The following is a 24,186-nucleotide window of genomic DNA, read 5'->3' as shown; positions in this document are numbered from 1 at the left end:
GTGCGGGCCTCTCGCGATTCGCCGCAGCCATGTGCCGCTCGCGGACATCACCATTCGATGCCTCGCTGGCCTTTGCGGCCCGCGTCCATGGGGTGTTTGAGTTTGGTCATCTCGGTGACGAGGTCGGCGGCGTCGAGGAGGGGTTGGGGGGCGTCGCGGCCGGTGATGACGATGTGCTGGTTACCCGGGCGGGTACGGAGGGTTTCGACTACTTCGGCCGTGTCGACCCAGCCCCATTTGAGGGGGTAGGTGAATTCGTCGAGGACGTAGAAGCGGTGCTGTTCGGCTTTCAAGCGGCGGGCGATCTCCTGCCAGCCCGCCAGCGCGGCCGCCGCGTGGTCTTCTTCCGTGCCCTGCTTGCGGGTCCAGGACCAGCCCTCGCCCATCTTGTGCCATTCGACCGGCCCGCCCGCGCCGGTCTGCTCGTGCAGCGCGCCGAGCGCGCGGAAGGCGGCTTCCTCCCCGACCTTCCACTTGGCGCTCTTGACGAATTGGAACACCGCGACGTCGAAACCTTGGTTCCAGGCCCGCAGCGCCATACCGAACGCGGCCGTCGACTTGCCCTTGCCCGGCCCCGTGTGCACCGCCAGCACCGGTTGGTTGCGCCGCTGCCGCGTGGTCAGCCCGTCGTCGGGAACGGTCTCGGGAACACCCTTGGGCATCGAATCTCCTTGCTCGTCTTCGGATCACTCCGACCTATGGCGCGTCCACGCCGACAACCACGACCTTCCGCAACCCGACCTGCGCGGGTCGGCACGGAACGCTCCCACCGGGCGGCCGCCGTATGCTCGCGCCGCCGACCGCACGGGCGCCGTGTGGCCGAGCCGCCAACCAGACGAGCACCGTGTGCTCGCGCCGCCAACCAGACGGGGCCGCACGCCCACGCCGCCAACCACGCGTGTGCCGTAAGTCGTTCTCACGCCGCGCGCGACGTGCCGCTGGGGCCCGCGGCACTCGACCGGACGACGTCGGCGACCGAATCGCCGGTCAGCTCGGCCAGCCGCAGATATCCTCCGCGCAGTTCGCGAGCCAGATCCGCGGCGAGACCGAGCCGGATCATGCCGCGTTCGCAGTCGACGACGATCGAGGTGACCGCGTCCCTGGCCAGCGAGCGGGCCGCGGCACGGGCGCGCGGAACCGGGTCGGCGCCGCCGGTGGCGCGACCGTCGGTGAGCAGCACCAGCATGGGCCTGCGCCGGGGATCACGCACACGCTCGCGCAGCACCACCTCGCGCGCCTTCAGCAGGCCCGCCGCCAGCGGCGTCTTCCCGCCCGTGCGCATCCCGGACAACCGGCGCACCGCGATGTCGACCGACGACGTGGGCGGCAGCACGAGTTCGGCCTCCGCACCGCGCACGCTCACGACGGCGACCTTGTCCCGGCGCTGGTAGGCATCGCGCAGCAGCGTGACCACCGCACCGGTGACCGCGGACAAACGGTCGCGGGCGGCCATGGAACCGGACGCGTCGACGACGAACACCACCAGATTCCCCTCGCGGCCCTCCCGGTACGCCCCGCGGAGGTCCTCGGCGGCCAGCCGCATCGGCCCCGAGTCCCGCCCGCGCGCCCGCTGTTTCGGCGCGGCCGCCAGCACGGTGCCGAGCAGATACAGCCCGGAGGAGGTGTCGGTGCTGGAACGCACCACTCGTCCGTGCCGGGATTCCGCGCGAGAGCGGCGTCCCGGGGCGCCCTCGCCGACACCGGGAACCTCCCAGCGCGGTGTCCGCGCGCCGGCGGAAATCGGTGTGCCGGTGCGCCCTTCGCCCGAACGCCCGCCGCCCGGACCTTCCGGCGGCGACGGGTCTTCGGGGCCGTCGGTCGGCGCGGGATCGGCGGGGCCGTCGTCGGAAGACTCCCGCCTTTCCGCTACCGCATCGTCCGTCTCCAAGGCATCCTGCGGAGGAGACGACGGCTGCTCGCGTTGCGCCTCCGCGGCGGCGTCGCGCATGGCGTCGTCGAGCTGTTGCTCGCTGATGCCCGGCTCGTCGAACGGATCGCGCCTGCGGCGGTGCGGCAGCGCCAGTTCGGCGGCCACCCGCACATCGTCCTCGGTCACCGCGTCGGCGCCGCGCCAGGCGGCATGCGCCGTCGCGGTGCGCGCGACGACCAGATCGGCGCGCATCCCGTCGACGTCGAACGCGGCGCACAGCGCGGCGATCCGGCGCAGCTCCACATCGTCGAGCGCCACCTGCCCCAGCCGGTCACGGGCGGCGAGGATGCGCTCGGCCACCGCGCGGTCGGCCTCGGCGTATCGTGCGGCGAATCCGGACGGGTCGGCCTCGTAGTCCAGCCTGCGGCGCACCACCGCCATGCGCACGTCCACATTCCGCGATGCGGCCACGTCCACGGTCAGGCCGAACCGGTCCAGCAACTGCGGACGCAGCTCGCCCTCCTCCGGATTCATGGTGCCGACCAGCACGAATCGCGCGGGATGCGAGTGCGACACGCCGTCGCGCTCGATGTGCACCCGGCCCATCGCCGCGGCGTCGAGCAGCACGTCCACCAGATGGTCGTGCAGTAGGTTGACCTCGTCGACGTACAGCACACCGTGATGGGCCGCGGCCAGCAGACCGGGACGAAACGCCTGCTCCCCGTCGCGCAGCACCCGCTCCAGGTCCAGCGAGCCGACCACGCGGTCCTCGGTCGCGCCTACCGGCAGCTCCACCAGGCGAGCGGGGCGCGCGCCGGTCTCGTCCACCACCGGCGGCAGCAGCTGCGCCAGCGCGCGCACCACGGTCGACTTCGCGGTGCCCTTCTCGCCACGCACCAGCACGCCGCCGATACCGGGATGCACCGCGCACAGGATCAGCGCCAGTTGCAGCCGTTCCTGCCCGACCACCGCCGAGAACGGGAATCCCGCCTCACCGTCCGAACCCGGACGAGTACGGCGATGCTGTTCGGACGTCGGCACTGTTTCGGCACGGGACAAGGACACGCCCCAACTCTAAGCACGCGACCTCACCCGACCGACACGGCCCTTCGATTCAGAACCGATGCGGACACACCCTCGAAGCGCCGCACCCGCCCCGGAGACTCCCGGAGCGGGTGCGATTGGCGGGCAGGAGGGCTACTCGCCTCCCCTGCGCATGGGCACGTGGGGGATCCCGTCTTCCTCGAACTCCGGACCGTCGACCTTGAAGCCGTGCTTGGTGTACAGGTCGATCAGGTAGCTCTGGGCGCTCAGGCGCACCGTCGCGGAGCCGACCTCGGCCAGCGCCGCCTGCAGCAGTCGCGTGGTGTATCCGTGCCCGCGGGCGGGCGCCGCGGTGCACAGCCTGCCGATGCGGAAACTCTTCACACCGTCGTGGTGCTCCTCGCACAACCGCAGCGTGGCGATGACCTCGCCCTCGTCATCGAGCCAGAAGTGCCTGGTCTCGGGGAGCAGGTCCTTCCCGTCCAGTTCGGGGTACGCGCACTTCTGTTCGACGACGAAGACTTCGACGCGAAGTTTCAACAGCTGGTAGAGCGTCGCGGTATCGAGATCCTGCGCCCAGGAGCGTTTGAGAGCAACCGTTGACATCATCGCGCCTTGCTATCACAACCTAGGCGTTCGCCGCGACCCCTGCACGTCTCGGCGTGTTGTCGCCGCCGTCGACGAGGTTGAGCGCCTTGGAGGTCCACTCCCACACTTCGTGGAACAACGCCGGGTCGTCGGAGAGCTTCACGCCCAGCGAGGGCACCATCTCCTTCAGCTTCGGCGTCCACGCGGCGTACTCCTGCGGGAAGCACCGCTGCAGCACGTCCAGCATGGCGGTGACGCAGGTGGAGGCGCCCGGGGAAGCGCCGAGAAGACCGGCGATCGTGCCGTCCTGCGCGGCGATCACGGCGGTGCCGAACTCGAGCACGCCGCCGACGCCCTTGCGGCGGATCACCTGCACGCGCTGGCCCGCGGTGATCAGCTCCCAGTCCCTTGCCTCGGCGCGCGGGATGAACTCCGACAGCGTGACCACCTTGCCCGCCTGCGACTTCAGCAGCTCGCTGACCAGGTACTTGGTCAGGCCGAGCTCGGTGACGCCGACGCCGAGCAGCGAGAAGATGTTGTTCGGCCGCACCGACTTGAACAGGTCGGTGTTCTTGCCGTCCTTGAGGAACTTCGGCGTCCAGCCCGCGTACGGGCCGAACAGCAGGCCGGGCTTGCCCTTGATGACGCGAGTGTCCAAGTGCGGCACCGACATCGGCGGAGCGCCGACCGCGGCCTTGCCGTACACCTTGGCCTCGTGCTGGTCGATCAGCGCCGGGTTGACGCAGCGGAAGAACTGACCGCTCACCGGGAAGCCGCCGAAGCCCTTCGCCTCCTTGATGCCCGCCTTCTGCAGCAGCGGCAGCGCGCCGCCGCCCGCGCCGACGAAGACGAACCTGCTGATCAGCTTGCGGGTCTCCCGGGTGCGCAGGTTGCGGACCGTGACCACCCAGGATCCGTCGGACTGCTTGGCCAGATCGCGCACCTCGTGCCCGAAGGCCAGGTCGGCCCCGGACGCGCCGAGGTAGGCGAGCAGTTCCTGGGTGAGCGAGCCGAAGTCGATGTCGGTGCCGCCGTCGGTCCAGTTCAGCGCGATCGGGTCGGAGAAGTCGCGGCCGCGCGCCATCAGCGGCAGGCGGCGGGAGAACTCGTCGGGGCTGTCGATGTACTCCATGCCCTCGAACAGCGGGTGCGGCGCCAGCGCCTCGTACCGCTTGCGCAGGTACTCCACGTTGTCGGCGCCGTGCACGAAGCTGACGTGCGGGATGGGGTTGATGAACGCGGACGGATCGCGCAGGATGCCGTTCTCCACGCCGTAGGACCAGAATTGCCGGGAGACCTGGAAACGCTCGTTGATGTCGACGGCCTTGGTGATGTCCACCGAGCCGTCGGGCGCCTGCGGGCTGTAGTTCAGCTCGCACAGCGCGGAGTGTCCGGTGCCCGCGTTGTTCCACGGATCGCTGCTCTCCGCCGCGGCGGCGTCGAGCCGCTCGAACAGGGAGATCGACCAGTCCGGCTGCAGCTGCCGCAGCAGCGCGCCGAGAGTGGCACTCATGATCCCGGCACCGATGAGTACTACATCGGTCTTTTCAGTCATGGCAGCGTTCGGCACGGGTAGATCGACTTCCTTGTCTGCGCGGGCCCACCGGGCGGGTGGACCAGCCTGGGCACGGTGTAGTTGTGGCTCGGTTCCGGCGTTCGCCGGCCCCGAACGGCATGGCGGGAGTTAGGTTACCCGTCGTTCACCTATGCCCAATTGTGCACCTCACCATGCCCCCATCCCGCAACGAACCTGCTGATTGTGCGGAATGCGACAGAGACGATCGTCACTTCGCCGGTCGGGCCGGCGGCTGCCGTCTGCCAGCGTTTGACACCGTCCAATAGATTGGTCGCGTGACGAACGAACAGTCGCTTGCCGAGCCGGTCGGCACCTCGCCGGATGGCGAAGGCTGGCGCCCCGACGTGCTGGGTCCGCACTATCAGCAGCGCACGCTGCCGCTTGGCCCCGATCCCGACGGCGAGGGCGAGGTGGTCGCCACGCTGGTGCGCTACGTGCCCTCCGGCGCCGTCGAGCAGACCGCCGGTGCGGTGCTCTACGTCCACGGTTTCACCGATTACTTCTTCCAGGAGCACCTCGCCGAGCACTTCGCCGCCCGCGGGTTCCAGTTCTACGCTCTCGACCTGCGCAAATGCGGTCGCTCGCTGCGCGAAGGACACACCCCGCACTATGTGACCGATCTCGCTTTCTACGACCGGGAGCTCGAGGAGTCGCTGCGGATCGTCCGCGCGGAGACCGGCGCTCCTGTCGTGCTCACCGCCCACTCCACCGGCGGCCTGGTCGTGCCGCTGTGGCTGGACCGGCTCAACCGCTCCCGGGGGACGGCCGCCGCGGGCATCACCGGCGTGGTGCTCAACAGCCCGTGGTTCGACCTGCAGGGCCCCTCCTACTACCGGACCGTCGGAACGCCGATCATCAAAGCGCTCGGCCGGTTCCGGAGGATGGTGCAACTGCCCGGCGGCAAGGTCAGCACCTACGGCGACAGCCTGCACCGGTCGGTGTCGGGCACGTGGGATTACAACCTGGACTGGAAGCCGTTGCACGGCTTCCCCGTCCGGTTCGGCTGGCTGCGCGCGATCCGCAACGGCCACGCGCGGCTGCACCAGGGCCTCGACATCGGGGTGCCCTCGCTGATCCTGCGCTCCCGGATGACCAAGTTCGCCAGGCGGTACGGTCCCGCCGTCGACGTGGCCGACGCGGTGCTCGACGTCAAGCAGATCCAGCGCTGGTCGGGCTGCCTGGGCGATCGCACCAACATGGTGCCGATCGACGGAGCCAAGCACGACGTGTTCCTGTCCGGCCCCGAAGCGCTGGCCCAGGCGTTCGGCGAGCTCGACAGCTGGCTCGACTGGCTCGCGGGCTACCAGGCCGCGACGTCACCAAAGGCTGGTGCGTAGCACGATCTCGGTGGCCAGCTCGTGGTCGGCTTCGGTGGCCACGTTGGTGACGTCGACCTCGACCACCCGGAATTCGCCGTAGACGAACCGCCCGGAGGTGTCGGCCACCGAGCGCGGCAGATTCTTGGTCACCAGAAGCGTGGTGGGCACCTCGACCGGGCCGGTGGCCGCGTCCGCGACCGTTCCGTCGGCGCCGGGCGTCGCCGGGTGGCCGCGATCGGCCACGACCAGGCTCTGGAAGCGGCCGAAGCCGCGTGCGCACGCCTGCCAGGCCAGCACCGCGCCCGCGCCGCATCCGGCCACGTTCACCCAGGGCAGTTTCAGCGCGTCGAGGATCGCGGTCACCCCGGTCGAGTCGAGGCCCTCGATCGATTCCACCGCGAAGGTGCGCAGATCCGAGGTGTGCAGGCGGGCGCACACCTGGTCGAAGACGTCCGCCGGCTCGCCCGCGTCGGGCAGCAGCAGCACGCTGTGCCGGGATTCCGGTCCGTCGATCCGCACGGTCCACGCCCGGTCACCCACCGTGATCTGCCGAGATTCCATGCCGATTCACGCTACACGGCTCGCGGGGCGGTGGCGGCGGGTCGGGGGCGGATTCAGGCGAGCAGGCGCATCCCGGCCCGCTCACCCGCGTTGTGATCGAAGGTGACGGTCAGCTCACACCCGGCCTCCTGGCCGAGTTGCTGAATCAGCGCGTCGGCGAAGTCCGCGCCGTCGGCGGCCCGGCGCAGCGCCTGGCGCACGGTGTCGGCGCGCTCGACCACGATCTCACTGGAGTCCAGCAGGCCGAGCAGCACGTCGGTGACGGCTTCGGGGTCCTGCTTGTAGCCGCGGCGCAGCACCCAGTGGATCTCGGCGAGCACGATCATGGTGACGTAGCCGGGTTTGCTCTCGCTGAGCCCGTCGATCACCTGATTGGCGCGGGCGGACTGCTCCGGGTCGTCCTGGGTGAGATAGCGGATCAGCACATTCGCGTCAAGGCCGATCATCGCGCCTTCCCTTCCACCACGTTGCCCGCGATGGCCTCGTTCATCTCCGCGAGGCCGATCGGCGAGCCGGACCAGCCGACGATGCCCTTCAGCGACTTGATCGTGCGCGTTTCGGGCACCAGTTCGTAGGTGCCGGTGGGCGTGGGAACGAAGGCGACCCGCACGCCGGTGCGCAGTCCCATCGCCACTCGCACGTCGATCGGGATGGTGATCTGCCCCTTGCTGGTCACCGTCGCCGACACCACATTGCCCCCTCGGCTGTTGGGTCTCTTCTCCGCCGCCATCATCCTCGCACCCGACCGCACTCGCTCGACCCAGCCTTACCTGGAGCCGAATTCCTTACTGCAAGGTAAGGCGCGGGGTGGCTCCCGTCAACCGATACGGTCGCTCGGGGCGAGCACGTCGGTGGCCAGGATCGGCAGACCGGCGGGCGCGCCCTCGGCCAGCAGGCGCTCGAGCGCGGCGAGGTCGAGATGGGCTTCGGTCAGATCGGCCAGCAGATCGAGTTGCGCGGCGCGCACCGCAGCGACCGAGACATCCTCGGCCACAGCGAAACCCGACCGGCGCGCCGCCGCGGCGACAGTGCGCAGCCACCTGCGGCGGAATTCGTCGGATTCCAGCAGCCCGTGCAGGTGCGTGCCCCACACCGCGCCTCGGACGCTGCCCTCCGGCTCGCCGTCGACGGTGAGCCACGCCGGGTCGCCACGGTGCGTGACGCGGCCGTGATGGATCTCGTAGCCGCGCACGGCGACGCCCGCGGCGTGCCCCGCGCTGCGGCGCAACACTTTCGGGTCGGCGAATTCGACGGTCAGGTCCAGCAGCCCGAGCCCTTCCACCTCGCCCGCGCCGGACTCGACCCGGTCGACGATACGAGCGCCGAGCATCTGATATCCGCCGCACACGCCCAGGATGGGATCGCCGGCGGCGGCCCGCGCCACCAGCGCGTCGGCGATGCCGGTACGCCGCAGCCACCCCAGATCCGACACCGTCGCCTTGCTGCCGGGCAGCACCACCAGATCGGCGTCCGCCAGCCGGGACGGCTCGCTCACCCAGCGCACCGCGACGCCGGGTTCGCAGGCCAGCGCCTCGACGTCGGTGGAATTGGAGATGCGCGGCAGCCGGATCGCGGCGACTGTCAGCCATTCGTCGCCCACCGGCGGCCGGGGGCGGCCCACCGGCGCGTCGGCGACGGTGCCCAGCGAGTCCTCCGCATCGATCCAGAGGTCATCTACGTAGGGCAGCACGCCCAGGGTGGGACGGCCGGTGAGTTCGGTGAGACGCTCCAGCCCCGGCCGCAGCAGCTGCACCGAGCCGCGGAACTTGTTGACGACGAAACCCGAGATCAATCGCTGGTCTTCGGGTTCCAGGATGGCCACGGTGCCGAACAGATGGGCGAGCACGCCGCCGCGATCGATGTCCCCGACCAGCAGCACCGGCAGCGCGGCGGCGCGCGCGAGACCCATGTTCGCCAGATCCGTCGCGCGCAGGTTGATCTCGGCGGGTGAACCGGCGCCCTCGCAGACGACCACGTCGAACTCGGCGCGCAGCGCGGCCAGCTCGGCGGCCACCACCTCGCGCAACCGGCGCCGATGCCGGAAATAGTCCTCGGCGCCGACCGTGCCGATCGCCCGGCCCCGCACCACCAGCTGGGAGCGGCGGTCGCTGCCCGGTTTGAGCAGGACGGGATTGAACCGCACGCTCGGCTCCAGCCCGCACGCCTGGGCCTGCAGCGCCTGGGCCCGCCCGATCTCCCCGCCGTCGAGGGTGACCACGGAGTTGTTCGACATGTTCTGCGCCTTGAACGGCGCGACGCGCACGCCGCGCCGCGCCAGCATCCGGCAGATCCCGGCCACGACGACGCTCTTCCCCGCGTCCGAAGTCGTGCCGGCGACCAGCAACGCGCCCTTCATCGCAGGCCGGTCTTCCGGAGCCCGGCCGCAGCGCCGGTCACGGGAGGGTCAGGATCTCGGCCCCGGACTCGGTGACGACCAAGGTGTGCTCGAACTGGGCGGTCCACTTGCGGTCCTTGGTGACCACGGTCCAGCCGTCGTCCCAGATCTCGTAGTCGATGCCGCCGAGGTTGATCATCGGCTCGATGGTGAACGTCATGCCGGGTTCGATGATCGTCTCCACCGCGGGCTGGTCGTAGTGCAGCACCACCAGCCCGCTGTGGAAGGTCGGGCCGACACCGTGGCCGGTGAAGTCGCGCACCACGCCGTAGCCGAAACGGTTGGCGTAGGACTCGATGACGCGGCCGATCACGTTCAGCGCCCGGCCGGGACGCACCGCTTTGATCGCCCGCATGGTGGCCTCCTCGGTCCGCTCGACCAGCAGGCGCACCTCCTCGTCGACGTCACCGGCGAGGAAGGTCTTGTTGGTGTCGCCGTGCACGCCGTTGATGTAGGCGGTGACGTCGATGTTGACGATGTCGCCGTCCTCGATCACAGTCGAGTCCGGGATGCCGTGGCAGATGACCTCGTTCAGCGAGGTGCAGCACGACTTCGGGAACCCTTTGTAACCGAGGGTGGACGGGTAGGCGCCGTGGTCGCACATGTACTCGTGCGCGATGCGGTCCAGCTCGTCGGTGGTGACGCCCGGCGCGACCGCCTTGCCCGCCTCTTCCAGCGCCTGCGCGGCGATCTTGCCCGCGATGCGCATCTTCTCGATCGTCTCCGCGGTCTGCACCCAGGGCTCGCGCCCCTCGTCGGCGGTCTTCTTCCACGCGTATTCCGGGCGCTCGATGGCGCGCGGGACTTCACGGGTGGGCGACAGCGTGCCCGGGACGAGGGGCTTGCGAGTGCGGACAGACATAGCGAACAGCGTAATCGGCCGACCACGCCGATGCCGAGGGCCAGCGGGAACAGTGCCGGACCGCGGTCCGGTTGACCGGGTCGCCGAGACCTGGTCGAAGTGGGCCGCGGGGGCTCGCCTGCCCCCGGGGCGGACTCGGTGCAGCGCAGGGCAGACTGTCACCCCGTCGCCATACCATGGGCTCGTGTCCGCACTCCCTCTCATCTTCACCGCAGGCTGGGCCAGCGGCGTGAACGCCTACGCGGTGGTGCTGCTGCTCGGCCTCCTCGGCCGGTTCGGATTCACCGATTCGGTGCCGGAAGGGTTGCAGCGCACCGATGTCCTGATCGCGGCGGCGGCGTTGTTCCTGATCGAGGCCGTGGCGGACAAGATCCCGTATCTCGACTCGTTCTGGGACGCGGTGCACACCGTGGTGCGGCCGATCGCGGGCGCCGTGGTCGCGGCTCTGCTGGCGGGACAGGACGGTTCGCTGCCGCAACTCGCCGCGGGCGCGGTCGGCGGTACGGCCGCGCTGGTGAGCCACTTGGTGAAGGCGGGAACCCGCATGGCGGTCAACACCTCCCCCGAGCCCGCCAGCAATATCGTGGTCAGCACCGCCGAGGACGTGACCGTCGCGGGCGTGGTCACCCTGGCCGTGTTCCACCCGCTGGCGGCGGCGGTGATCGCGGCGGTGCTGCTCGTCCTCGGCCTGGCGCTGGTGTACTTCTGCGCCAGCCGGATCCGGCGCTATCTGCGCAGACGCCGCGCCCGCGGGGCAGCGCGCATCGGCGGTCGAGTAACAGTCGCTGAACAGTTGCCACGCAGGTGAATCCGTCACGGGCGTGCCGCGCCAGTCGACCACGCGGCACGCCGGGCGGGGCGCCCCGTTGCGCCCGCCGTCACTGTGCCGGCGACAAGAGCGCCCGGCTGGAGCCACTGGTCGCGAGACTCGGCGCCGGGACGTCGCCATTCGGACGAGTGACGCTGCGGGGCAGTGTCACTACCGCGGACGAGACCACCGTCGCGACGAACTCACTGTTCGGGCAAACGGCGGCGGCCACCGGCCACGTCGGTTACCAGGTCAGTGTACCCGTCGACGAGTTCGGCCAGTTGGTACCAGTGTTTATGGGTGTTGTCGCTGCGCCCGCCCTCGGAGTGGATGACCTGATTGGCGTCCACCCAGCTACGTGCCATCCGGTCGACCACGGCGCCCAGGCTTTCGGTGTGCAACGAAGCCCCGTTGCGATGCTGCGGGATCTCCTGCGCGACCCAGTCGTTGATCTCGTCTACCAGTTCGCGGCGCCGGCAGTCGATCTCGGCGACGAGTGCGGCGTCCACCACCTGCGCGCGGCGCTGGTGCAGCTCGGCGAGTGCGTGCGCGGACCGCAGCAGTTCCCGGTCCTGGAAACGCCGTCCCTGGAAAGCACACAACAATTGCGGCGCGGTCGGTAAGGCGCCGACCGTCGGCGCGCTCACCGCCACACTCCGAGTTGACCCGACCCCAACGCTGTTTCTACCAACATAATTGGCTCTCGATTCGGTTATCCCGGCCATCGGATGGGTTGTCACAACTAGGCTAGCTGGATCATGCACGTACAGATGCAAGAACGCAAGATTGCGTCCGCATTTCTGCGGTCAAGGGCTGCTGACGACGCGCGGACACTCAGAGCAGACCGGTCGCAACCTTTTTCGGCGCATCGACCGTGCACGCCCGGCACCGATCGGCGATGACGAGCGCTACCGGCTGCCCGCCATCCGTACGGCCGTTCACCGGCTCGCGCGTGCGAATTCGCCCACCGCTTCGAACTTTCGGTAGCCGAGAATGCGCTGCCGATTGATCGCGCGGCGTCGAAACCCTCGCCGAAGCAATCGCGCAGTCACACCGATTTCGCACCGCCCCACCGGCGCTCGGCCGCCCGTCGGCTACGCGGACGGGTTACAGCTGGGTCACGGCGGCGAGCAAGGTCAGCGCGGGCAGCGCGCCCTGCATCACCGCACCCCTGGCGAAGCGGCGGTCGTGTGCCACCAGCACCACCGCAGCGGCCAGCATCGACCCGCAACCGGCGAGCACCAGAGCCCACCCCGCCTCCGGCACCGTTCGCAGGATCGCCACGCCGACCAGCGTCGTCACCGCGAGAAACAAGTTGTAGAAACCCTGATTGAACGCCCACGGCCGCGCCGCTGCCAGCTCGGCTCCGGAAACCCGGAAGACCCCCTGGTACACCTTGGGGTCGCCGAACCGCACGGACTCCATGACGAAGATGCCGACATGGAGCAAGGCGGCCGCGACGGCGAACACCTGTACAACCCAGAGCATTCGGCCTCCTCACGATGCGCGCCGGGGAATCCTATGGCCCGAACCGCCCATCGTCGCGCAAACGCGCCGCCGACACGCCGCCGCGTAAGTCGGTCAACCGGCCAGTCCGAAAACCCTTCGGGCATTGCCGTCCAGATACAGCTCGCGCGTCTCGTCGTCCAAGCCGAGAGCGGCGAGGCCGTCGAGCGCGTGCTGCGGGAAGATCATCGGATAATTCGTGCCGAACAGCACCTTGCGGCGGCCACTTCCGGACTTCAGGTACGAGACCAATTCCGGCGGAAGTCGTTTGGTCGTGTACGCCGAGGTATCGATGACGACGTTCTCGTGCTTGCGCGCGACCGCGATCATCTCTTCGGTCCACGGATAACCGATGTGCCCGCAGACGATCGTCAACTCGGGGAAGTCGAGCGCGACCTGATCGATGTACGGGATGGGACGCCCGGTTTCCGACGGCCGCAACGGCCCCGTGTGCCCGACTTGCGTGCAGAACGGGATTCCCGAATCGACGCACGCCGCGAACAACGGATAGAAGCGCCGATCGGTCGGCGGCGCCTCCCACAGCCACGGGAGCACCCGCAGCCCCTTGAAGCCCTGGTCGACGCGGCGGCGCAGTTCCCGGACCGCGTCCATCGGCCTGCGCAGGTCCACCGACGCGACCGGAAGCAGGCGCTCCGGCGCCTCGGCCGCCCAGGCCGCGACCTCGTCGTTGGAGATGAGCACGCCTTCCGGCCCGTGCCACGCCGAGATGAACGCTCGTTCGACGCCCGCGGCGTCCATCGCGTCGAGGGTGAACGACAGCGGGATCTCGTCGGTGGGTATCACGGCTCCGGTCCACCGCCGCAGCGAGGCGAACATGTCGTCGGCGAGGAACCGCCGGGTCGGATGCTGCGCCCAGACGTCGATGGTCATGCGCGGATTCTGACATACGTCATAGCCACTCGAACACCCCCGCTCATAAAGTTCGCCATAGGCCGATTCCACGGCGAAATCTCTGCGCCCCAGCTCTTTTCACCGCGCTGGAAATGAGATTGCCGAATCGCGGCGACCAGACCGGATCGACAGGCGGGGGCCTGGCGACAATACCCTCCCCACCTCATTGTCTATATCAGGCGTAATAACCAAGGGTGCGGTTCGCTGGGCATAAACTGGGTATCCAACCGCAGGACCACAGACATCCGACACAGAGCAGGGCCATGGCAGGATCGGACCCGTTCGCCACACAGCACGATCGGCCTCCAGGTATCGAGCGGGAACTGGAGGGCGCGGGTCTCGACGATCCCGAAGTGATCGGCAAGGGCGGGTTCGGTGTGGTCTACCGCTGCAGGCAACGGGCGTTGAACCGCAGCGTCGCGGTCAAGGTCCTCACCGCACGCCCCGAACTGGAGCCGGAGAACATCGAACGTTTCCTGCGCGAGCAGCAGGCCATGGGCGCCCTGTCCGGGCATCCGAACATCGTGCCGATCCTGCAAGTGGGCACCACCCGCAGCGGACGCCCCTACCTGGTGATGCCGTATCACTCGCGCGGTTCGCTGGAGAACCGCATCCGCCGGGAAGGCTTCCTGCCGTTGCCCGAGGCGATCGCGATCACCGTCAAGCTGGCGGGCGCTCTGGAGACCGCGCACCGGGCCGGCATCCTGCACCGCGACATCAAGCCGGGAAATGTGCTGCTCACCGACTACGGCGAGCCGCAACTGACCGATTTCGGGATCGCCCGGGTCGAAGGCGGTTTCGAGACCACCACGGGAGTGGTGACCGGCTCACCCGCGTTCACCGCGCCGGAGGTGCTGCGCTCCGGCGTTCCCTCGGTCGCCTCGGACGTCTACGGGCTCGGCGCGACGCTGTTCGCCATGATCACCGGTCACGCCGCCTACGAGCGGCGTTCCGGCGAGCAGATCGTCGCGCAGTTCCTGCGCATCTCCGCCGACCCGCTGCCGGACCTGCGGCTCGACGGCATCCCCGACGAGGTCGCGGCCGCCATCGAGGCCAGCATGGCGCACAATCCCGCGGATCGGCCGCCCTCGGCCGCCGCGTTCGGCGAGATGCTGCGCGAGTTCCAGCGCGGCAACGACATGCCGGTCGAGCACATGACCCTTCCCGCGGGCGCGCAGCCGGCGCCCGAGGACCTCAGCACCCGGCCGATGACCGCCACCGCGCGTTTTCCCACTCCCCACCCGAAGACGCCGCCGACTCCCGAGACGAAGTTCCGCCCTGCGATGTCCACCCGCCCGCTGGTCCAGCGCGAGCGCCTGATCAACGCGTTGCAGACCGAGCCGCGACCCCGCCTGGCCGTCATCCACGCACCGGCCGGGTTCGGCAAGAGCACACTGGCGGCCCAATGGGCCAAGCGCCTCGCCGACACCGAGAACGTGGCGGTGGCCTGGTTGAACGTCGATCGCGACGACAACAACGTGGTCTGGTTGCTGACCCACCTGACCGAGGCGTTCAACCGTGTGAGCCCCACGCTGGCGCCCGGCCTGGCCCCGGTCCTGGAAGAGGGCGACACCGCCGCCGCGCGCTACGTGCTCACCACGCTGATCAACGCCATCGATGAAGGCGAGCAACGATTCGCCCTGGTGATCGACGACTGGGACCGGATCACCGATCCCGCCGCCGTCGACGCCCTGCTCTACCTGATCGACCAGGGTCCGCGGCACCTGCAGATCATCCTGACCAGCCGGTCGCTGGAGGGCCTTCCGCTCGGCACCCTGCGCGTTCGGCACCAGCTCGTCGAAATCGACGCCGCCGCATTGCGTTTCGACACCGAGGAGGCACAGGCCTTCCTCACCGAGCAGACCGGCCTCACCCTGGCCGACACCGAGAGCGCCGAGTTGCGCGACTACACCGAGGGCTGGGCGGCGGCGTTGCAGCTGGCCTCCCTGTCGCTGCGCGAGCACCCCGATCCGGCCTCGCTCATCGCTCACCTGTCCGGGCGCCATCACGCCATCGCGGAGTACCTGGCCGAGAACGTGCTCGACACCGTCGAGCCCGAACTGCGCGAGGTCCTGCTCGCCACCTCCCTTCCCGACCGGATCTCCGGCAGTCTCGCCACGGCGCTGACCGGGATGCCGCACGGGCAGCCTCTGCTGGAGAACCTCGAACGCCGCAACCTGTTCCTGCGCCGCGTCGACGACAGCGGCGAATGGTTCCGCTACCACCATCTCTTCGCGGAGTTCCTGCGTCAGCGACTCGAGCGCGACAATCCCGAGCGCGTTCGCGAACTGCACTGCAAGGCGGCCACGTGGTTCGGCGACCACGGGATGCTCAGCGAGGCCATCGACCACGCGCTGGCCGCGGACGACGGCGACATGGCCGTCGATCTCCTCGAGGGGAAATCCCGCGCTCTGGTGCAGGACGGGCAGCTCGCCACGTTCCTGGGACTGCTGGCCAAACTCCCGCCCGCCATCGCCGCGACCCGTCCCATGCTCCAGGTCGGCGTCGCCTGGACGCACGTGCTGCTGCGGCGGCCCACCGAATTGCATGCCGCGTTACGGCTGGTGCGGGCGTCGCTGGACAACGATCCGGCCGCCGATCCCGATCTCACGCTCGAGGCCGACCTCATCGAGAGCGTGGAACGCGCGTTCGGCGACCATCCGGAAGGCTTGGACGCCGTGGTCGGCAAATGCCTGGGCCGGGCCGACACGTTGGGACCGTGGGCGCTGTGCGCGGCCGCCAACCTCGCCGCGTTCTCCGCGATCAGCAAGTTCGACTACGAGGGAGCGCGGGAGTGGAACGACTGGGCCACCCCCTTCTACCGGAAGAACCGCAGCACGTTCACCTTGATGTACAGCCACTGCCTGGTCGGCATCGCGGCCAGGGAACAGCTCGACATCGCCACGGCCGAACACAGCTTCCGCACCGCCGTCGAGATATCCACCAGTTCCTCGGGCCCGCGGTCTTATGCCGCCCGGCTGGCCGGCGCGCTGCTCGGCGAACTGCTGTACGAACGCGACCAGCTCGCCGCGGCCGAGCGCCTGCTCGACGAGGCGGGCAGGCTCGGCACCGAGGGCGGTCCGGTGGACTTGCTGATGGCCAACTACGCCACCGGCGCGCGGATCAAAGCCCTGCGCGGTGACCTGGCCGCCGCCGCGCGACGGCTGGACGAAGGCGCCGAGGTGGCGCGGGCCCTGAAACTGCCGCGCCTGGCCACCCGCGTGGCCAACGAGCAGGTGCGGCTCGGCCTGACGGCCACCTACGTCACCGAACCGCCGGCCGGGGAAGGCGGTATCGCCACGATGGCCGCGGAGATGCGCGAGGATTCCGCGATCCGCATGCTGCTGCGTTCGGGAGCCGCCAAGAGAGCCGCCGCCGCTGCCGCGCGCGCCGGTCAGCTGCGGGACTCCATCGACGCCGATCGACGCCCGCGCGCCGCGGCACAGGCATCGCTGCTGCTCGCGTCGTGCCTCGCGGCGTCGGGCAAGACCGAGGCGGCGAAGGACGAACTGGTCCCGGTCGTGCTCCGGTACGCCGACGCCGGTCTCATCCGGCCGCTGCTCGACGAGGGACCGTGGATCATCTCACTGCTGCACAGTCTGAGCTACGACCTGCGCGAAGGCCACTGGGACGAGGAACGGCCGATGGTCCCACCCGCGTTCCTGCACAGGTTGCTGGCCCGCTGAGCAACCATCGGCCTCCTGAACTCCCGCGCCGCGGCCGCTTCCACTCGAATGCGAACGCTCGGACACCACTCGGCCGCCCCTGTGCGCAAAGGATCGCACCGCCGTTCACAACACCGGTTGCGGGCCGAGGGAGGTGTCGGTGTCCAGAATGTGCAACACCCACCGGCCCTTGCCGTCGGCCTTCGCCCGGTAGAGGCCGGTGTCGGCCGCGTCGAGCAGCGACTCGGCATCCGCGCCCGCGACCGCGGTGACCACCGCGCCGATACTGATCGACATGCGTAGTCGCCGGTCACCAGCCGTGATCGGATCTACCAGCGCCTCCAGCAGGCTGTTCGCCACGGTGGCCACCCGGTGATCGCTGGCCGGCGGCGGGATCAGCGCGACGAACTCGTCCCCGCCGATGCGGGCGACCAGACAGCCGGTTCCGCGCACGCTGTCCTGCAGGCGTTCGGCGACCGCGGTCAAGATCTGGTCACCGGTGCCGTGGCCGTAGCGATCGTTGATGTGTTTGAAGCGGTCGATGTCGACGAAACACAATCCCGCTCGATCCCCGTTGCGCGCGTCGGCGATCATCGCGTCGATGCGTTCGATGAGGTGGCGACGGTTCGGCAGGCCGGTGAGCGGATCGTGCCGGGCCTGCCGATGCAGTTCCTCGCGCATCCGGTGCTGCTCGGTGACGTCCTCACCGACCGCGAGCAGGTAATCGCTCTGCCCGTCCGTGCCCTTGACGAAGGTGATGGCGAACGACGCCCACCCGTAGCTGTCGTCGGCGCGCCGGATGCGCTGCTCCAGTTTCACCGTGCCCGCGCCGGCCGGGACCAGCTTCTCGTACACCAGCGTGCGAATCGCCTCGCGGTCGTTGGGGTGGGCGAAGTCGTAGACCGACACCCCGCGCAGGCTCTCCACCGGGACCCCGATCATCTCGGCCAGACCCCGGTTGACATCGAGCAACGTCCCGTCGGTGTCCCCGATGGCGATGGCGATCGCCGCGTTGTCGAACACCACGCGAAAGCGCGCGTCATCGGATCGGCGCGCGTCCTCGTGCGCGCGCGTCTGCGCCTCGTAGCCCTGACCGACCTCGGCGAGCAGCGCCGCCAGTCGTCGCCCGGCCTCCGGGGACGCCGCGTGTTCGGCCAATCCGTACAAGACCTGGGCGGACGTACTCGGCACGGCCGGGTCGGCCAATCCGGTGGAGGCCAGCGCCGCGCCCACGCGCCTGCCCACGCTCGCGTCGAAAGGCTCGGCTTCCACGCCGGAAGCCAGTTCCTCCACCATCCCGAGCAGCACGATCTCGGGGTCCGGTACAGACGCGGACCCACCGGCGACGGCCTGCAGAGCGCGCCACCACAAGTTCGCCATCCTGGCGAGTTCGATCTGTTCCACCGCAACCCCCTCACCATTCAGGCCGGAGATAGCCCCCGACGCATCGTATCCACACATGTTCGAGACCGTCGAGTACTGCCGCCTGGAAGCATTCCCAGCAATGGTGAGGGCGGGGCGCTACTGCAACCCGTTCTCCCGGAAAATAGACGCACCCTTGTACCGCAGGGTCTTCACCTGCCAGACCCAGGTCGCCTGCACGCAGGCGATCAGATCGGTGATGTGGGTGGCGACGGTGGCCGCCAAGGCGGCGTCCTCCGCCGCGAGGCGGTCGCATCGTTCGGTGGCCGCCGCGCACAGTTCCCGGAACTCGCTCAGGCGCGCGCGCACGATCTCGGTGGCGCCAACCACGGCGTCCGCCAGCGACCATCCGGGATGGTTCAGCAGCAGCGCCGGGATCAGGTTGAAATCGGCCAGATCGACGATGCACTCCTTCTCGAAGGAGAACACGTCGTTCATCAGCGCGCCGATCTCCACGGTCAGCACCCGTAGCCGCAGCAGCTCCTCGGCAGGCCCGGCCCGCCGGATCCGCTCCCAGGGCAGGTAGTCGTCCCGGCCGAACTCGCACAGCGCGATCGCCGGATACATGCCCGAGACCTGGGCCCGCAGATCGATGTACTCCGCGACGCTGAGCAACCCGCCGCGGGCGCGGGCGTTCTGATCCTGGATCGCGGGCCGCAGGTGCTCGATGGTGGATTCGACGAATCGGTCGAGCCAGTCCGCGTCCGCGCTGGCGGACAACCTCGTGAGGAACGCCGAGGTCGAGGTTTCCAGCGGGGTGGCGTCCCGCGGCGCCGACCGGGTGCGCAGCAGCACGCACAGCCGGTCGATCGCCACCCGCGCCTGTCGCTGTTCCTCGTCGCCGAGGTGCCCGAACTTCTCCCGTCCCACGGTGTCGTTGAGCCAGAACAGGATGGCGTTGTACAGGCCGATGATCGTCATCCGTTCGGCGCTGACGGCGCCGGGATGCAGATAGGGCGTCATGCTGTTGTAGTGCGGGCCCGCGGGCTCGAGCCAGATCCCGTGCTCGCGGCAGAAGCGTTCCACCTCCGCACAGGCTTGTTCCCCGAACCGGCTGGGCCGGAAGTCGCGGCAGTAATCGACGATGTCCCAATCGGGTGTGCCGAACATCGCGCGCAACGACCACTGCCGCCCGGTCCGCAGCAACGTCTCGTGTTGCGCGCGCATGTCGAGGATTTCCCGCTCGAGTGCCGATGTGTACTCACTGACCACAACGACTCCCTCCCACTATGGTTACTTCTAATGAATTGTCTCCGACTTATCGGTAGTGGGACCGGTCGAAGGGCGAAGATCACGCAACCCCCGCGCCCTGGATGACCTTGGCGCAGCGCGCATTCGGCGGCGACGCTGCGGCAAACGGGGAGTTCGCTCCGCGGCGCGCGGAGCCGTGGCACACGGAGGCAAGCGGCCGGTTCAGGACACGGCAGGGCGCTGCGGCGTTGATGTCACGGGAGCCGCGGGCACGGCTGCCTATCGGATATCGGTCACCGGCGCGGCGCTCATTTCGTCGCCAGGACGTCGTGCATGGTCAGCAGCAGGTGGTCGAAGCGGGCCCGTTGGGCCGTGGGTCCGCCGCCCATCGCGGGGACCTCGCCGACCAGCTGGCGCGCCAGCGTCCGCAACTTGATGTTGGTTTCCTGGGAGCGCCATTGCAGCACCCGGAACGCCTGTTCGGCGTTGATGCCGTAGACGACCATGAGCACGCCCTTGGCCTGCTCGATCACCGCTCGCGATTCCACCAGTTCGGGCAGGGTGTCGTCGAGGATCTCCTGCCGGTTCTCCTCCAGCGTGCCGGACACGTCGATGAAATAACCCGCGGTGCCGATTATCAGACCCTGGTCGTCGAGCATGCGATCGGCGACGACGATGACGTGATGGACGCGCCCGGCGGTGTCGATGACGCGGTGGCGTCCGCAGAACGGCTCACCGGTGTGCACGGCGGTGGCGATGGAATCGGCGACCAGTGCGCGGTCGTCGGGATGCTTGTGCGCCAGCAACAGTTCCGTACTGGGTCGCGTGCTTCCCTCGGTGTAGCCGTATATCGCGGCCGCTTCGTCCGACCATTCCCATCGTTGATCCTCGAACCAGAAGCGGAAGCTACCCACGCTCTGCGGCGTGCCCGCGATGACGCTCTCTACCGCGGAGGCGCTTCTCAGCGCGAGGTCGTCCATCCTCGTCACGCGGTCATTATCCATCGGCGACCCGGGGCGATGGTCGGGAACACGAGATGAAACCAAATTGTGGCAAACTCTTGGCACACTTCAAAATGTGGCATCTACCGCGACATAGTTCCCCGATGGCATATGTATGAATACATTGGCAATTAATCTGCAATAGCTTCGCGACCCGCGGCCAGCGCTATTCCCGACGACCATCGCGAGCCGGAATCCCGTCGGACACCGGAGGGCAGAGGTCGGCGACCATCGGGCGCGGGAAATGGCGTTCCCGCCGTCCGGAAAGCGACTCCGGGCAGTTCGGCGAGTCTCCGGAGGCCCGCGTAACCGAGCAGTCGGTCCGATTCACCCCGCGATGTCGCCCACCGGCCGCAACCGCGCGCGAAAACACCGACCATAACGTGGATCACGGGAGGTAGTCTCTGTTGCTGTGCCCACACCAGGCACAGATCCGCTGCACGCAGGCCGCATTCGAGGGCGAACGTCATAACACGTTCCAGCAGGTGCGCAGACCGAAGGGGTTGGACTGATGGCAGGCAAGCGCACCGTACTGACCGTCCGTTTGCGGCGGCTGGCGGCGATGCTGCACGAGATGCGCGAGAACGCCCAGCTGAGCAAGGAAGAGGTCAGCGCGAAGACCGGCATCAACGTCACCACGCTGTACCGGATCGAAACTGCGCAGGCGCGGCCGCAGCGGCGCACGCTGATGGCGATGCTCGACCTCTACCGTATCGGCGACGAACAGCGCGAGGACGCACTGGAGTTGCTGTCCGACGCGCTGAAGCCCGGCATGTCGCGCGCCTACGAGGGCAGTGTGTCGGAGGTATACGCCGCCTACATCAACTTCGAGTCCGAGGCGTTGTCCGCCCGGCACTACCAGACCTCCTTCATCCCGGGCCTTTTGCAGACCTACGAGTACGCGACAGCCGTGATCGATACCTCGATGCCCAAGCTGGAGGCGTCGGTCATGGAGAGCAGGGCGAAGGCGAGGATGGATCGCGCCGTCAACCTGACCAAGGAGGACCCGCTCGAACTGTGGGTCGTCCTGGACGAGGCGGCCATCCGCCGGACCGTCGGCGGGCCCGTGGTGATGCGCGGACAGCTCGAGCGGCTGCTGCAGGAGATCAAACGGAAGAACGTGATCCTGCAGATACTGCCCTTCGACGCGGGCGCGCACCCCGGCATGGCCGGCTCGTTCACCTTGCTGGACTTCCCCGACCCCGCCGATCCGGAACTGGTCTACGTGGAGGGCATGGCGGGTGACGAACTGATCGAGGGGCACACCGAGATCCGGCGTTTCGGCGTGATCTTCGATCAGCTCCGCGCCATGGCGCTGAGCCCGCGCGACTCCGCGGCCATGATCGTGGAGGCCGTGCGCGGGATGGACCGGGAGGATTAGCGGCCCGGCTCGTCCCGGGTGAACATCAAGCCGAATACCGCGCGGTGCCCGACTATTCCGCGCCGGAATGGGTACCCTCGGCCTACTGCCGAGGGGAGGACGCATGTCCGAAGTCACTGCCGATCCGACATCCGATTCCGGGCCCGAACTCAAACGGGTGATGGGGCCGGGATTGCTCCTGCTGTTCGTCGTCGGCGACATCCTCGGCACCGGCATCTACGCGCTCACCGGCAAGGTGGCCAACGAAGTCGGCGGGGCGGTGTGGGTGCCATTCCTGGTGGCGTTCCTGGTCGCGCTCATCACCGGGTTCAGCTATCTGGAGCTGGTCACCAAGTACCCGCACGCCGCGGGCGCGGCCTTGTACACGCACAAGGCTTTCGGCATCCATTTCCTCACGTTCATGGTCGCCTTCGCGGTGATGAGTTCCGGCATCACCTCCGCTTCCACCGCCTCGCGGGCGTTCGCGGCCAACTTCGCCGAGGCTTTCGACCTCGATCTCGGCAGCGGCACCGCGGTGACGGTGATCGCGCTGCTGTTCATGGCCGTGGTGGCGGCGGTCAACCTGCGCGGGGTGAGCGAGGGCGTGAAGCTCAACGTGGTGCTCACCTGCGTGGAGCTGACCGGACTGCTGATCGTCATCGGGATCGGCTGCTGGGCGCTCGGCGTGGGCGACGGCGACTTCTCCCGCGTCGTCGAATTCGACACCGGGGAGCGCAACGCGGTGGGCGGCGTCATCGTGGCCACCACGCTCGCGTTCTACGCGATGGTCGGTTTCGAGGACTCGGTGAACATGGCCGAGGAATGCAAGGAACCCACCCGGATCTTCCCGAAAGTGCTGCTCGCCGGGCTGATCATCACCGGCCTGATCTATGTGCTGGTGTCGATCAGCGCGGTCGCGCTCGTGCCCGCCGATCAGCTCGGCGCGGGCGACACCCCGCTGCTGAAGGTGGTCGAGGCAGGCGCGCCGAGCTTCCCCACCCACATCTTCGCCTACATCACCATGTTCGCCGTCGCCAATTCGGCGCTGATCAACATGCTGATGGCCAGCAGGTTGATCTACGGCATGGCCCGCCAAGGCGTGCTGCCCCGGCCGTTCGGCCGCGTGCACGAGCGCCGCAGGACGCCCTACAACGCCATCGTCTTCACCACGCTGCTCGCACTCGGGTTGATCCTGTTCGTCGGTGAGGTGCCCGAACTCGGTGGCACCACGGCATTGCTGTTGCTCGCGGTGTTCACGGTGGTCAACGTCGCCGTGCTGGTGCTGCGTCGAGACCCGGTGGGGCACAAGCACTTCAAGACGCCGACGCCGCTGCCCGTCGTGGGCGCGCTCAGCTGCGGCTTCCTCGTCACACCGTTCACCGACCGCAATCCGGCGCAGTACGCCATCGCCGGCGTGCTGCTGGCCATCGGAATCGCGCTGTGGGGCTTGAACTATCTGGCCATCCGGGCCATGCGGGCGCAACCTCTGGACAGCGGGCCCGCCGCGGAGTGATCCGATCGCGTTGGCCGGCGGCCGATCACCTTTCGACGGTATGCCCGGATTCCGCGGATGACTAGTCGCCGACCGATAGGTAAGGTGGGCGCCGATGACCAGCATGGAAGCTCGTTTCGGGGATGCCGCCCGGACCGTGCCCCTCCCGAACCCGTGGAACCTGACCGCTTATCTGGCCGCGGTGGCCGCCCACCGCGGACGCTCGATCAGCCTGCACCCGGTACCGAAGGCGATGTTGGCCGACACGGGTTGCGGCGGAGGCGGCCTGTGGGTGGCACGCAAGCACGACGACATCATCGTCTACGACGCCGCGGCGACCGGCCGCAACGCCGATCACGTCATCCTGCACGAGGTCGGCCACATGCTCCTGGGTCACGACAAGGACCGAGAGCGCGGCAACCCGGTGCCGCCCTCGTTGGCCGTGATCCTGCCGTCGATTTCGCCGCGCTCGATCGAACATGTGCTCGGCCGTGCCGATTTCGGCGTCGATCGCGAGCGGGAAGCGGAGGTCTTCGCCGACATGACCATGGTGTATTCGACCCTGCCGCGCCGACGCCGGCGCTCGTTCCGGCTGTTCGGACGGGGCCGATAGG

21 protein-coding genes are annotated in these 24,186 nt (G+C 68.8%); 6 read left to right on the top strand and 15 right to left on the bottom strand.

What is annotated here, in order from left to right:
- Positions 1–47 precede the first annotated feature (47 nt).
- The 4 genes from cobO to mqo form a co-directional block, all read right to left on the bottom strand.
- Positions 48–662, bottom strand: a complete 615-nt coding sequence (gene cobO / locus ACWDMM_RS13965) for a cob(I)yrinic acid a,c-diamide adenosyltransferase (RefSeq protein ID WP_357107555.1) — start codon at positions 660–662, stop codon at positions 48–50.
- 254 nt (positions 663–916) lie between these two features.
- On the bottom strand, positions 917–2,911 hold the full coding sequence (locus ACWDMM_RS13960; RefSeq protein ID WP_357107833.1) for a magnesium chelatase subunit D family protein: 1,995 nt from the start codon (positions 2,909–2,911) through the stop codon (positions 917–919).
- 156 nt (positions 2,912–3,067) lie between these two features.
- Entirely contained in the window at positions 3,068–3,523 is a 456-nt protein-coding gene (locus ACWDMM_RS13955) for a GNAT family N-acetyltransferase (RefSeq protein WP_195078775.1), read from the bottom strand.
- 19 nt (positions 3,524–3,542) lie between these two features.
- Positions 3,543–5,057: a malate dehydrogenase (quinone) gene (gene mqo, locus ACWDMM_RS13950; protein ID WP_195078774.1), complete on the bottom strand. Its 1,515-nt coding sequence runs from the start codon at positions 5,055–5,057 to the stop codon at positions 3,543–3,545.
- A gap of 296 nt (positions 5,058–5,353) precedes the next feature.
- Between mqo and ACWDMM_RS13945 the strand changes: the two genes are divergently transcribed.
- A complete protein-coding gene (locus ACWDMM_RS13945; protein WP_195078773.1) occupies positions 5,354–6,415 on the top strand; it encodes an alpha/beta hydrolase in 1,062 nt (353 codons plus the stop codon).
- On the opposite strand, the gene ACWDMM_RS13940 is transcribed toward ACWDMM_RS13945, so the two are convergent.
- From ACWDMM_RS13940 to map, 5 genes are all read right to left on the bottom strand, one after another.
- On the bottom strand, positions 6,395–6,958 hold the full coding sequence (locus ACWDMM_RS13940; RefSeq protein WP_449937609.1) for an alpha/beta hydrolase: 564 nt from the start codon (positions 6,956–6,958) through the stop codon (positions 6,395–6,397). The two genes, ACWDMM_RS13945 and ACWDMM_RS13940, sit on opposite strands and share 21 nt — an antisense overlap.
- A gap of 53 nt (positions 6,959–7,011) precedes the next feature.
- Positions 7,012–7,404, bottom strand: a complete 393-nt coding sequence (locus ACWDMM_RS13935; protein ID WP_039799424.1) for a PIN domain-containing protein — start codon at positions 7,402–7,404, stop codon at positions 7,012–7,014.
- A complete protein-coding gene (locus ACWDMM_RS13930) occupies positions 7,401–7,688 on the bottom strand; it encodes an AbrB/MazE/SpoVT family DNA-binding domain-containing protein (protein WP_228826967.1) in 288 nt (95 codons plus the stop codon). The genes ACWDMM_RS13935 and ACWDMM_RS13930 overlap by 4 nt, the downstream gene beginning before the upstream one ends.
- Before the next feature lie 87 nt (positions 7,689–7,775).
- On the bottom strand, positions 7,776–9,314 hold the full coding sequence (locus ACWDMM_RS13925) for a cobyric acid synthase (RefSeq protein ID WP_195078771.1): 1,539 nt from the start codon (positions 9,312–9,314) through the stop codon (positions 7,776–7,778).
- A 37-nt stretch (positions 9,315–9,351) separates the two neighbouring features.
- Positions 9,352–10,215: a type I methionyl aminopeptidase gene (map, locus tag ACWDMM_RS13920; RefSeq protein ID WP_195078770.1), complete on the bottom strand. Its 864-nt coding sequence runs from the start codon at positions 10,213–10,215 to the stop codon at positions 9,352–9,354.
- 184 nt (positions 10,216–10,399) lie between these two features.
- On the opposite strand from map, the gene ACWDMM_RS13915 reads away from it, so the two are divergent.
- Positions 10,400–11,023 (top strand): DUF4126 domain-containing protein, encoded by a 624-nt coding sequence (locus ACWDMM_RS13915; RefSeq protein ID WP_449937604.1) that lies wholly within the window; start codon positions 10,400–10,402, stop codon positions 11,021–11,023.
- A gap of 203 nt (positions 11,024–11,226) precedes the next feature.
- Here the strand turns inward: ACWDMM_RS13915 and ACWDMM_RS13910 are convergent, their stop codons facing one another.
- From ACWDMM_RS13910 to ACWDMM_RS13900, 3 genes are all read right to left on the bottom strand, one after another.
- Positions 11,227–11,586 (bottom strand): DUF4254 domain-containing protein, encoded by a 360-nt coding sequence (locus ACWDMM_RS13910; protein WP_195078942.1) that lies wholly within the window; start codon positions 11,584–11,586, stop codon positions 11,227–11,229.
- A 544-nt stretch (positions 11,587–12,130) separates the two neighbouring features.
- Positions 12,131–12,511 (bottom strand): DUF1304 domain-containing protein, encoded by a 381-nt coding sequence (locus ACWDMM_RS13905; protein WP_449937601.1) that lies wholly within the window; start codon positions 12,509–12,511, stop codon positions 12,131–12,133.
- A gap of 93 nt (positions 12,512–12,604) precedes the next feature.
- Entirely contained in the window at positions 12,605–13,420 is an 816-nt protein-coding gene (locus ACWDMM_RS13900) for an amidohydrolase family protein (protein WP_357206848.1), read from the bottom strand.
- A gap of 284 nt (positions 13,421–13,704) precedes the next feature.
- Between ACWDMM_RS13900 and ACWDMM_RS13895 the strand changes: the two genes are divergently transcribed.
- Positions 13,705–17,127 carry a protein kinase domain-containing protein gene (locus ACWDMM_RS13895; RefSeq protein WP_449937599.1) on the top strand — a complete coding sequence of 1,141 codons (3,423 nt, stop codon included), beginning with the start codon at positions 13,705–13,707 and terminating at the stop codon, positions 17,125–17,127.
- 105 nt (positions 17,128–17,232) lie between these two features.
- On the opposite strand, the gene ACWDMM_RS13890 is transcribed toward ACWDMM_RS13895, so the two are convergent.
- The 3 genes from ACWDMM_RS13890 to ACWDMM_RS13880 form a co-directional block, all read right to left on the bottom strand.
- On the bottom strand, positions 17,233–18,510 hold the full coding sequence (locus ACWDMM_RS13890) for a diguanylate cyclase domain-containing protein (protein ID WP_323124224.1): 1,278 nt from the start codon (positions 18,508–18,510) through the stop codon (positions 17,233–17,235).
- Between the two features lie 117 nt (positions 18,511–18,627).
- Positions 18,628–19,740, bottom strand: coding sequence for a terpene synthase family protein (locus ACWDMM_RS13885; RefSeq protein ID WP_449937596.1), 1,113 nt, complete (start codon positions 19,738–19,740; stop codon positions 18,628–18,630).
- A gap of 287 nt (positions 19,741–20,027) precedes the next feature.
- Positions 20,028–20,699 (bottom strand): PAS and ANTAR domain-containing protein, encoded by a 672-nt coding sequence (locus ACWDMM_RS13880; protein WP_195078940.1) that lies wholly within the window; start codon positions 20,697–20,699, stop codon positions 20,028–20,030.
- A 532-nt stretch (positions 20,700–21,231) separates the two neighbouring features.
- On the opposite strand from ACWDMM_RS13880, the gene ACWDMM_RS13875 reads away from it, so the two are divergent.
- From ACWDMM_RS13875 to ACWDMM_RS13865, 3 genes are all read left to right on the top strand, one after another.
- Positions 21,232–22,101 (top strand): helix-turn-helix domain-containing protein, encoded by an 870-nt coding sequence (locus ACWDMM_RS13875; RefSeq protein ID WP_195078764.1) that lies wholly within the window; start codon positions 21,232–21,234, stop codon positions 22,099–22,101.
- Between the two features lie 103 nt (positions 22,102–22,204).
- On the top strand, positions 22,205–23,593 hold the full coding sequence (locus ACWDMM_RS13870; RefSeq protein ID WP_357107579.1) for an APC family permease: 1,389 nt from the start codon (positions 22,205–22,207) through the stop codon (positions 23,591–23,593).
- A 94-nt stretch (positions 23,594–23,687) separates the two neighbouring features.
- Positions 23,688–24,185, top strand: coding sequence for a hypothetical protein (locus tag ACWDMM_RS13865; RefSeq protein WP_195078762.1), 498 nt, complete (start codon positions 23,688–23,690; stop codon positions 24,183–24,185).
- Position 24,186: the final 1 nt, after the last annotated feature.

It is taken from the genome of Nocardia sp. NPDC003726, assembly GCF_053586955.1.
The sequence above is the reverse complement of the archived record's forward strand: the minus strand, read 5'-3'. Positions and strand labels throughout refer to the sequence as shown.

What these genes read in the sequence shown, in the direction of transcription:
- ACWDMM_RS13895 (WP_449937599.1), top strand. Translation starts at nt 13,705, where the DNA reads ATGGCAGGATCGGACCCGTTCGCCACACAGCACGATCGGCCTCCAGGT.
- ACWDMM_RS13875 (WP_195078764.1), top strand. Translation starts at nt 21,232, where the DNA reads ATGGCAGGCAAGCGCACCGTACTGACCGTCCGTTTGCGGCGGCTGGCG.
- ACWDMM_RS13900 (WP_357206848.1), bottom strand. Translation starts at nt 13,420, where the DNA reads ATGACCATCGACGTCTGGGCGCAGCATCCGACCCGGCGGTTCCTCGCC.
- ACWDMM_RS13940 (WP_449937609.1), bottom strand. Translation starts at nt 6,958, where the DNA reads ATGGAATCTCGGCAGATCACGGTGGGTGACCGGGCGTGGACCGTGCGG.
- ACWDMM_RS13955 (WP_195078775.1), bottom strand. Translation starts at nt 3,523, where the DNA reads ATGATGTCAACGGTTGCTCTCAAACGCTCCTGGGCGCAGGATCTCGAT.
- ACWDMM_RS13865 (WP_195078762.1), top strand. Translation starts at nt 23,688, where the DNA reads ATGACCAGCATGGAAGCTCGTTTCGGGGATGCCGCCCGGACCGTGCCC.
- map (WP_195078770.1), bottom strand. Translation starts at nt 10,215, where the DNA reads ATGTCTGTCCGCACTCGCAAGCCCCTCGTCCCGGGCACGCTGTCGCCC.
- ACWDMM_RS13930 (WP_228826967.1), bottom strand. Translation starts at nt 7,688, where the DNA reads ATGGCGGCGGAGAAGAGACCCAACAGCCGAGGGGGCAATGTGGTGTCG.
- ACWDMM_RS13880 (WP_195078940.1), bottom strand. Translation starts at nt 20,699, where the DNA reads ATGGACGACCTCGCGCTGAGAAGCGCCTCCGCGGTAGAGAGCGTCATC.
- ACWDMM_RS13935 (WP_039799424.1), bottom strand. Translation starts at nt 7,404, where the DNA reads ATGATCGGCCTTGACGCGAATGTGCTGATCCGCTATCTCACCCAGGAC.
- ACWDMM_RS13925 (WP_195078771.1), bottom strand. Translation starts at nt 9,314, where the DNA reads ATGAAGGGCGCGTTGCTGGTCGCCGGCACGACTTCGGACGCGGGGAAG.
- mqo (WP_195078774.1), bottom strand. Translation starts at nt 5,057, where the DNA reads ATGACTGAAAAGACCGATGTAGTACTCATCGGTGCCGGGATCATGAGT.
- ACWDMM_RS13905 (WP_449937601.1), bottom strand. Translation starts at nt 12,511, where the DNA reads ATGCTCTGGGTTGTACAGGTGTTCGCCGTCGCGGCCGCCTTGCTCCAT.
- ACWDMM_RS13870 (WP_357107579.1), top strand. Translation starts at nt 22,205, where the DNA reads ATGTCCGAAGTCACTGCCGATCCGACATCCGATTCCGGGCCCGAACTC.
- cobO (WP_357107555.1), bottom strand. Translation starts at nt 662, where the DNA reads ATGCCCAAGGGTGTTCCCGAGACCGTTCCCGACGACGGGCTGACCACG.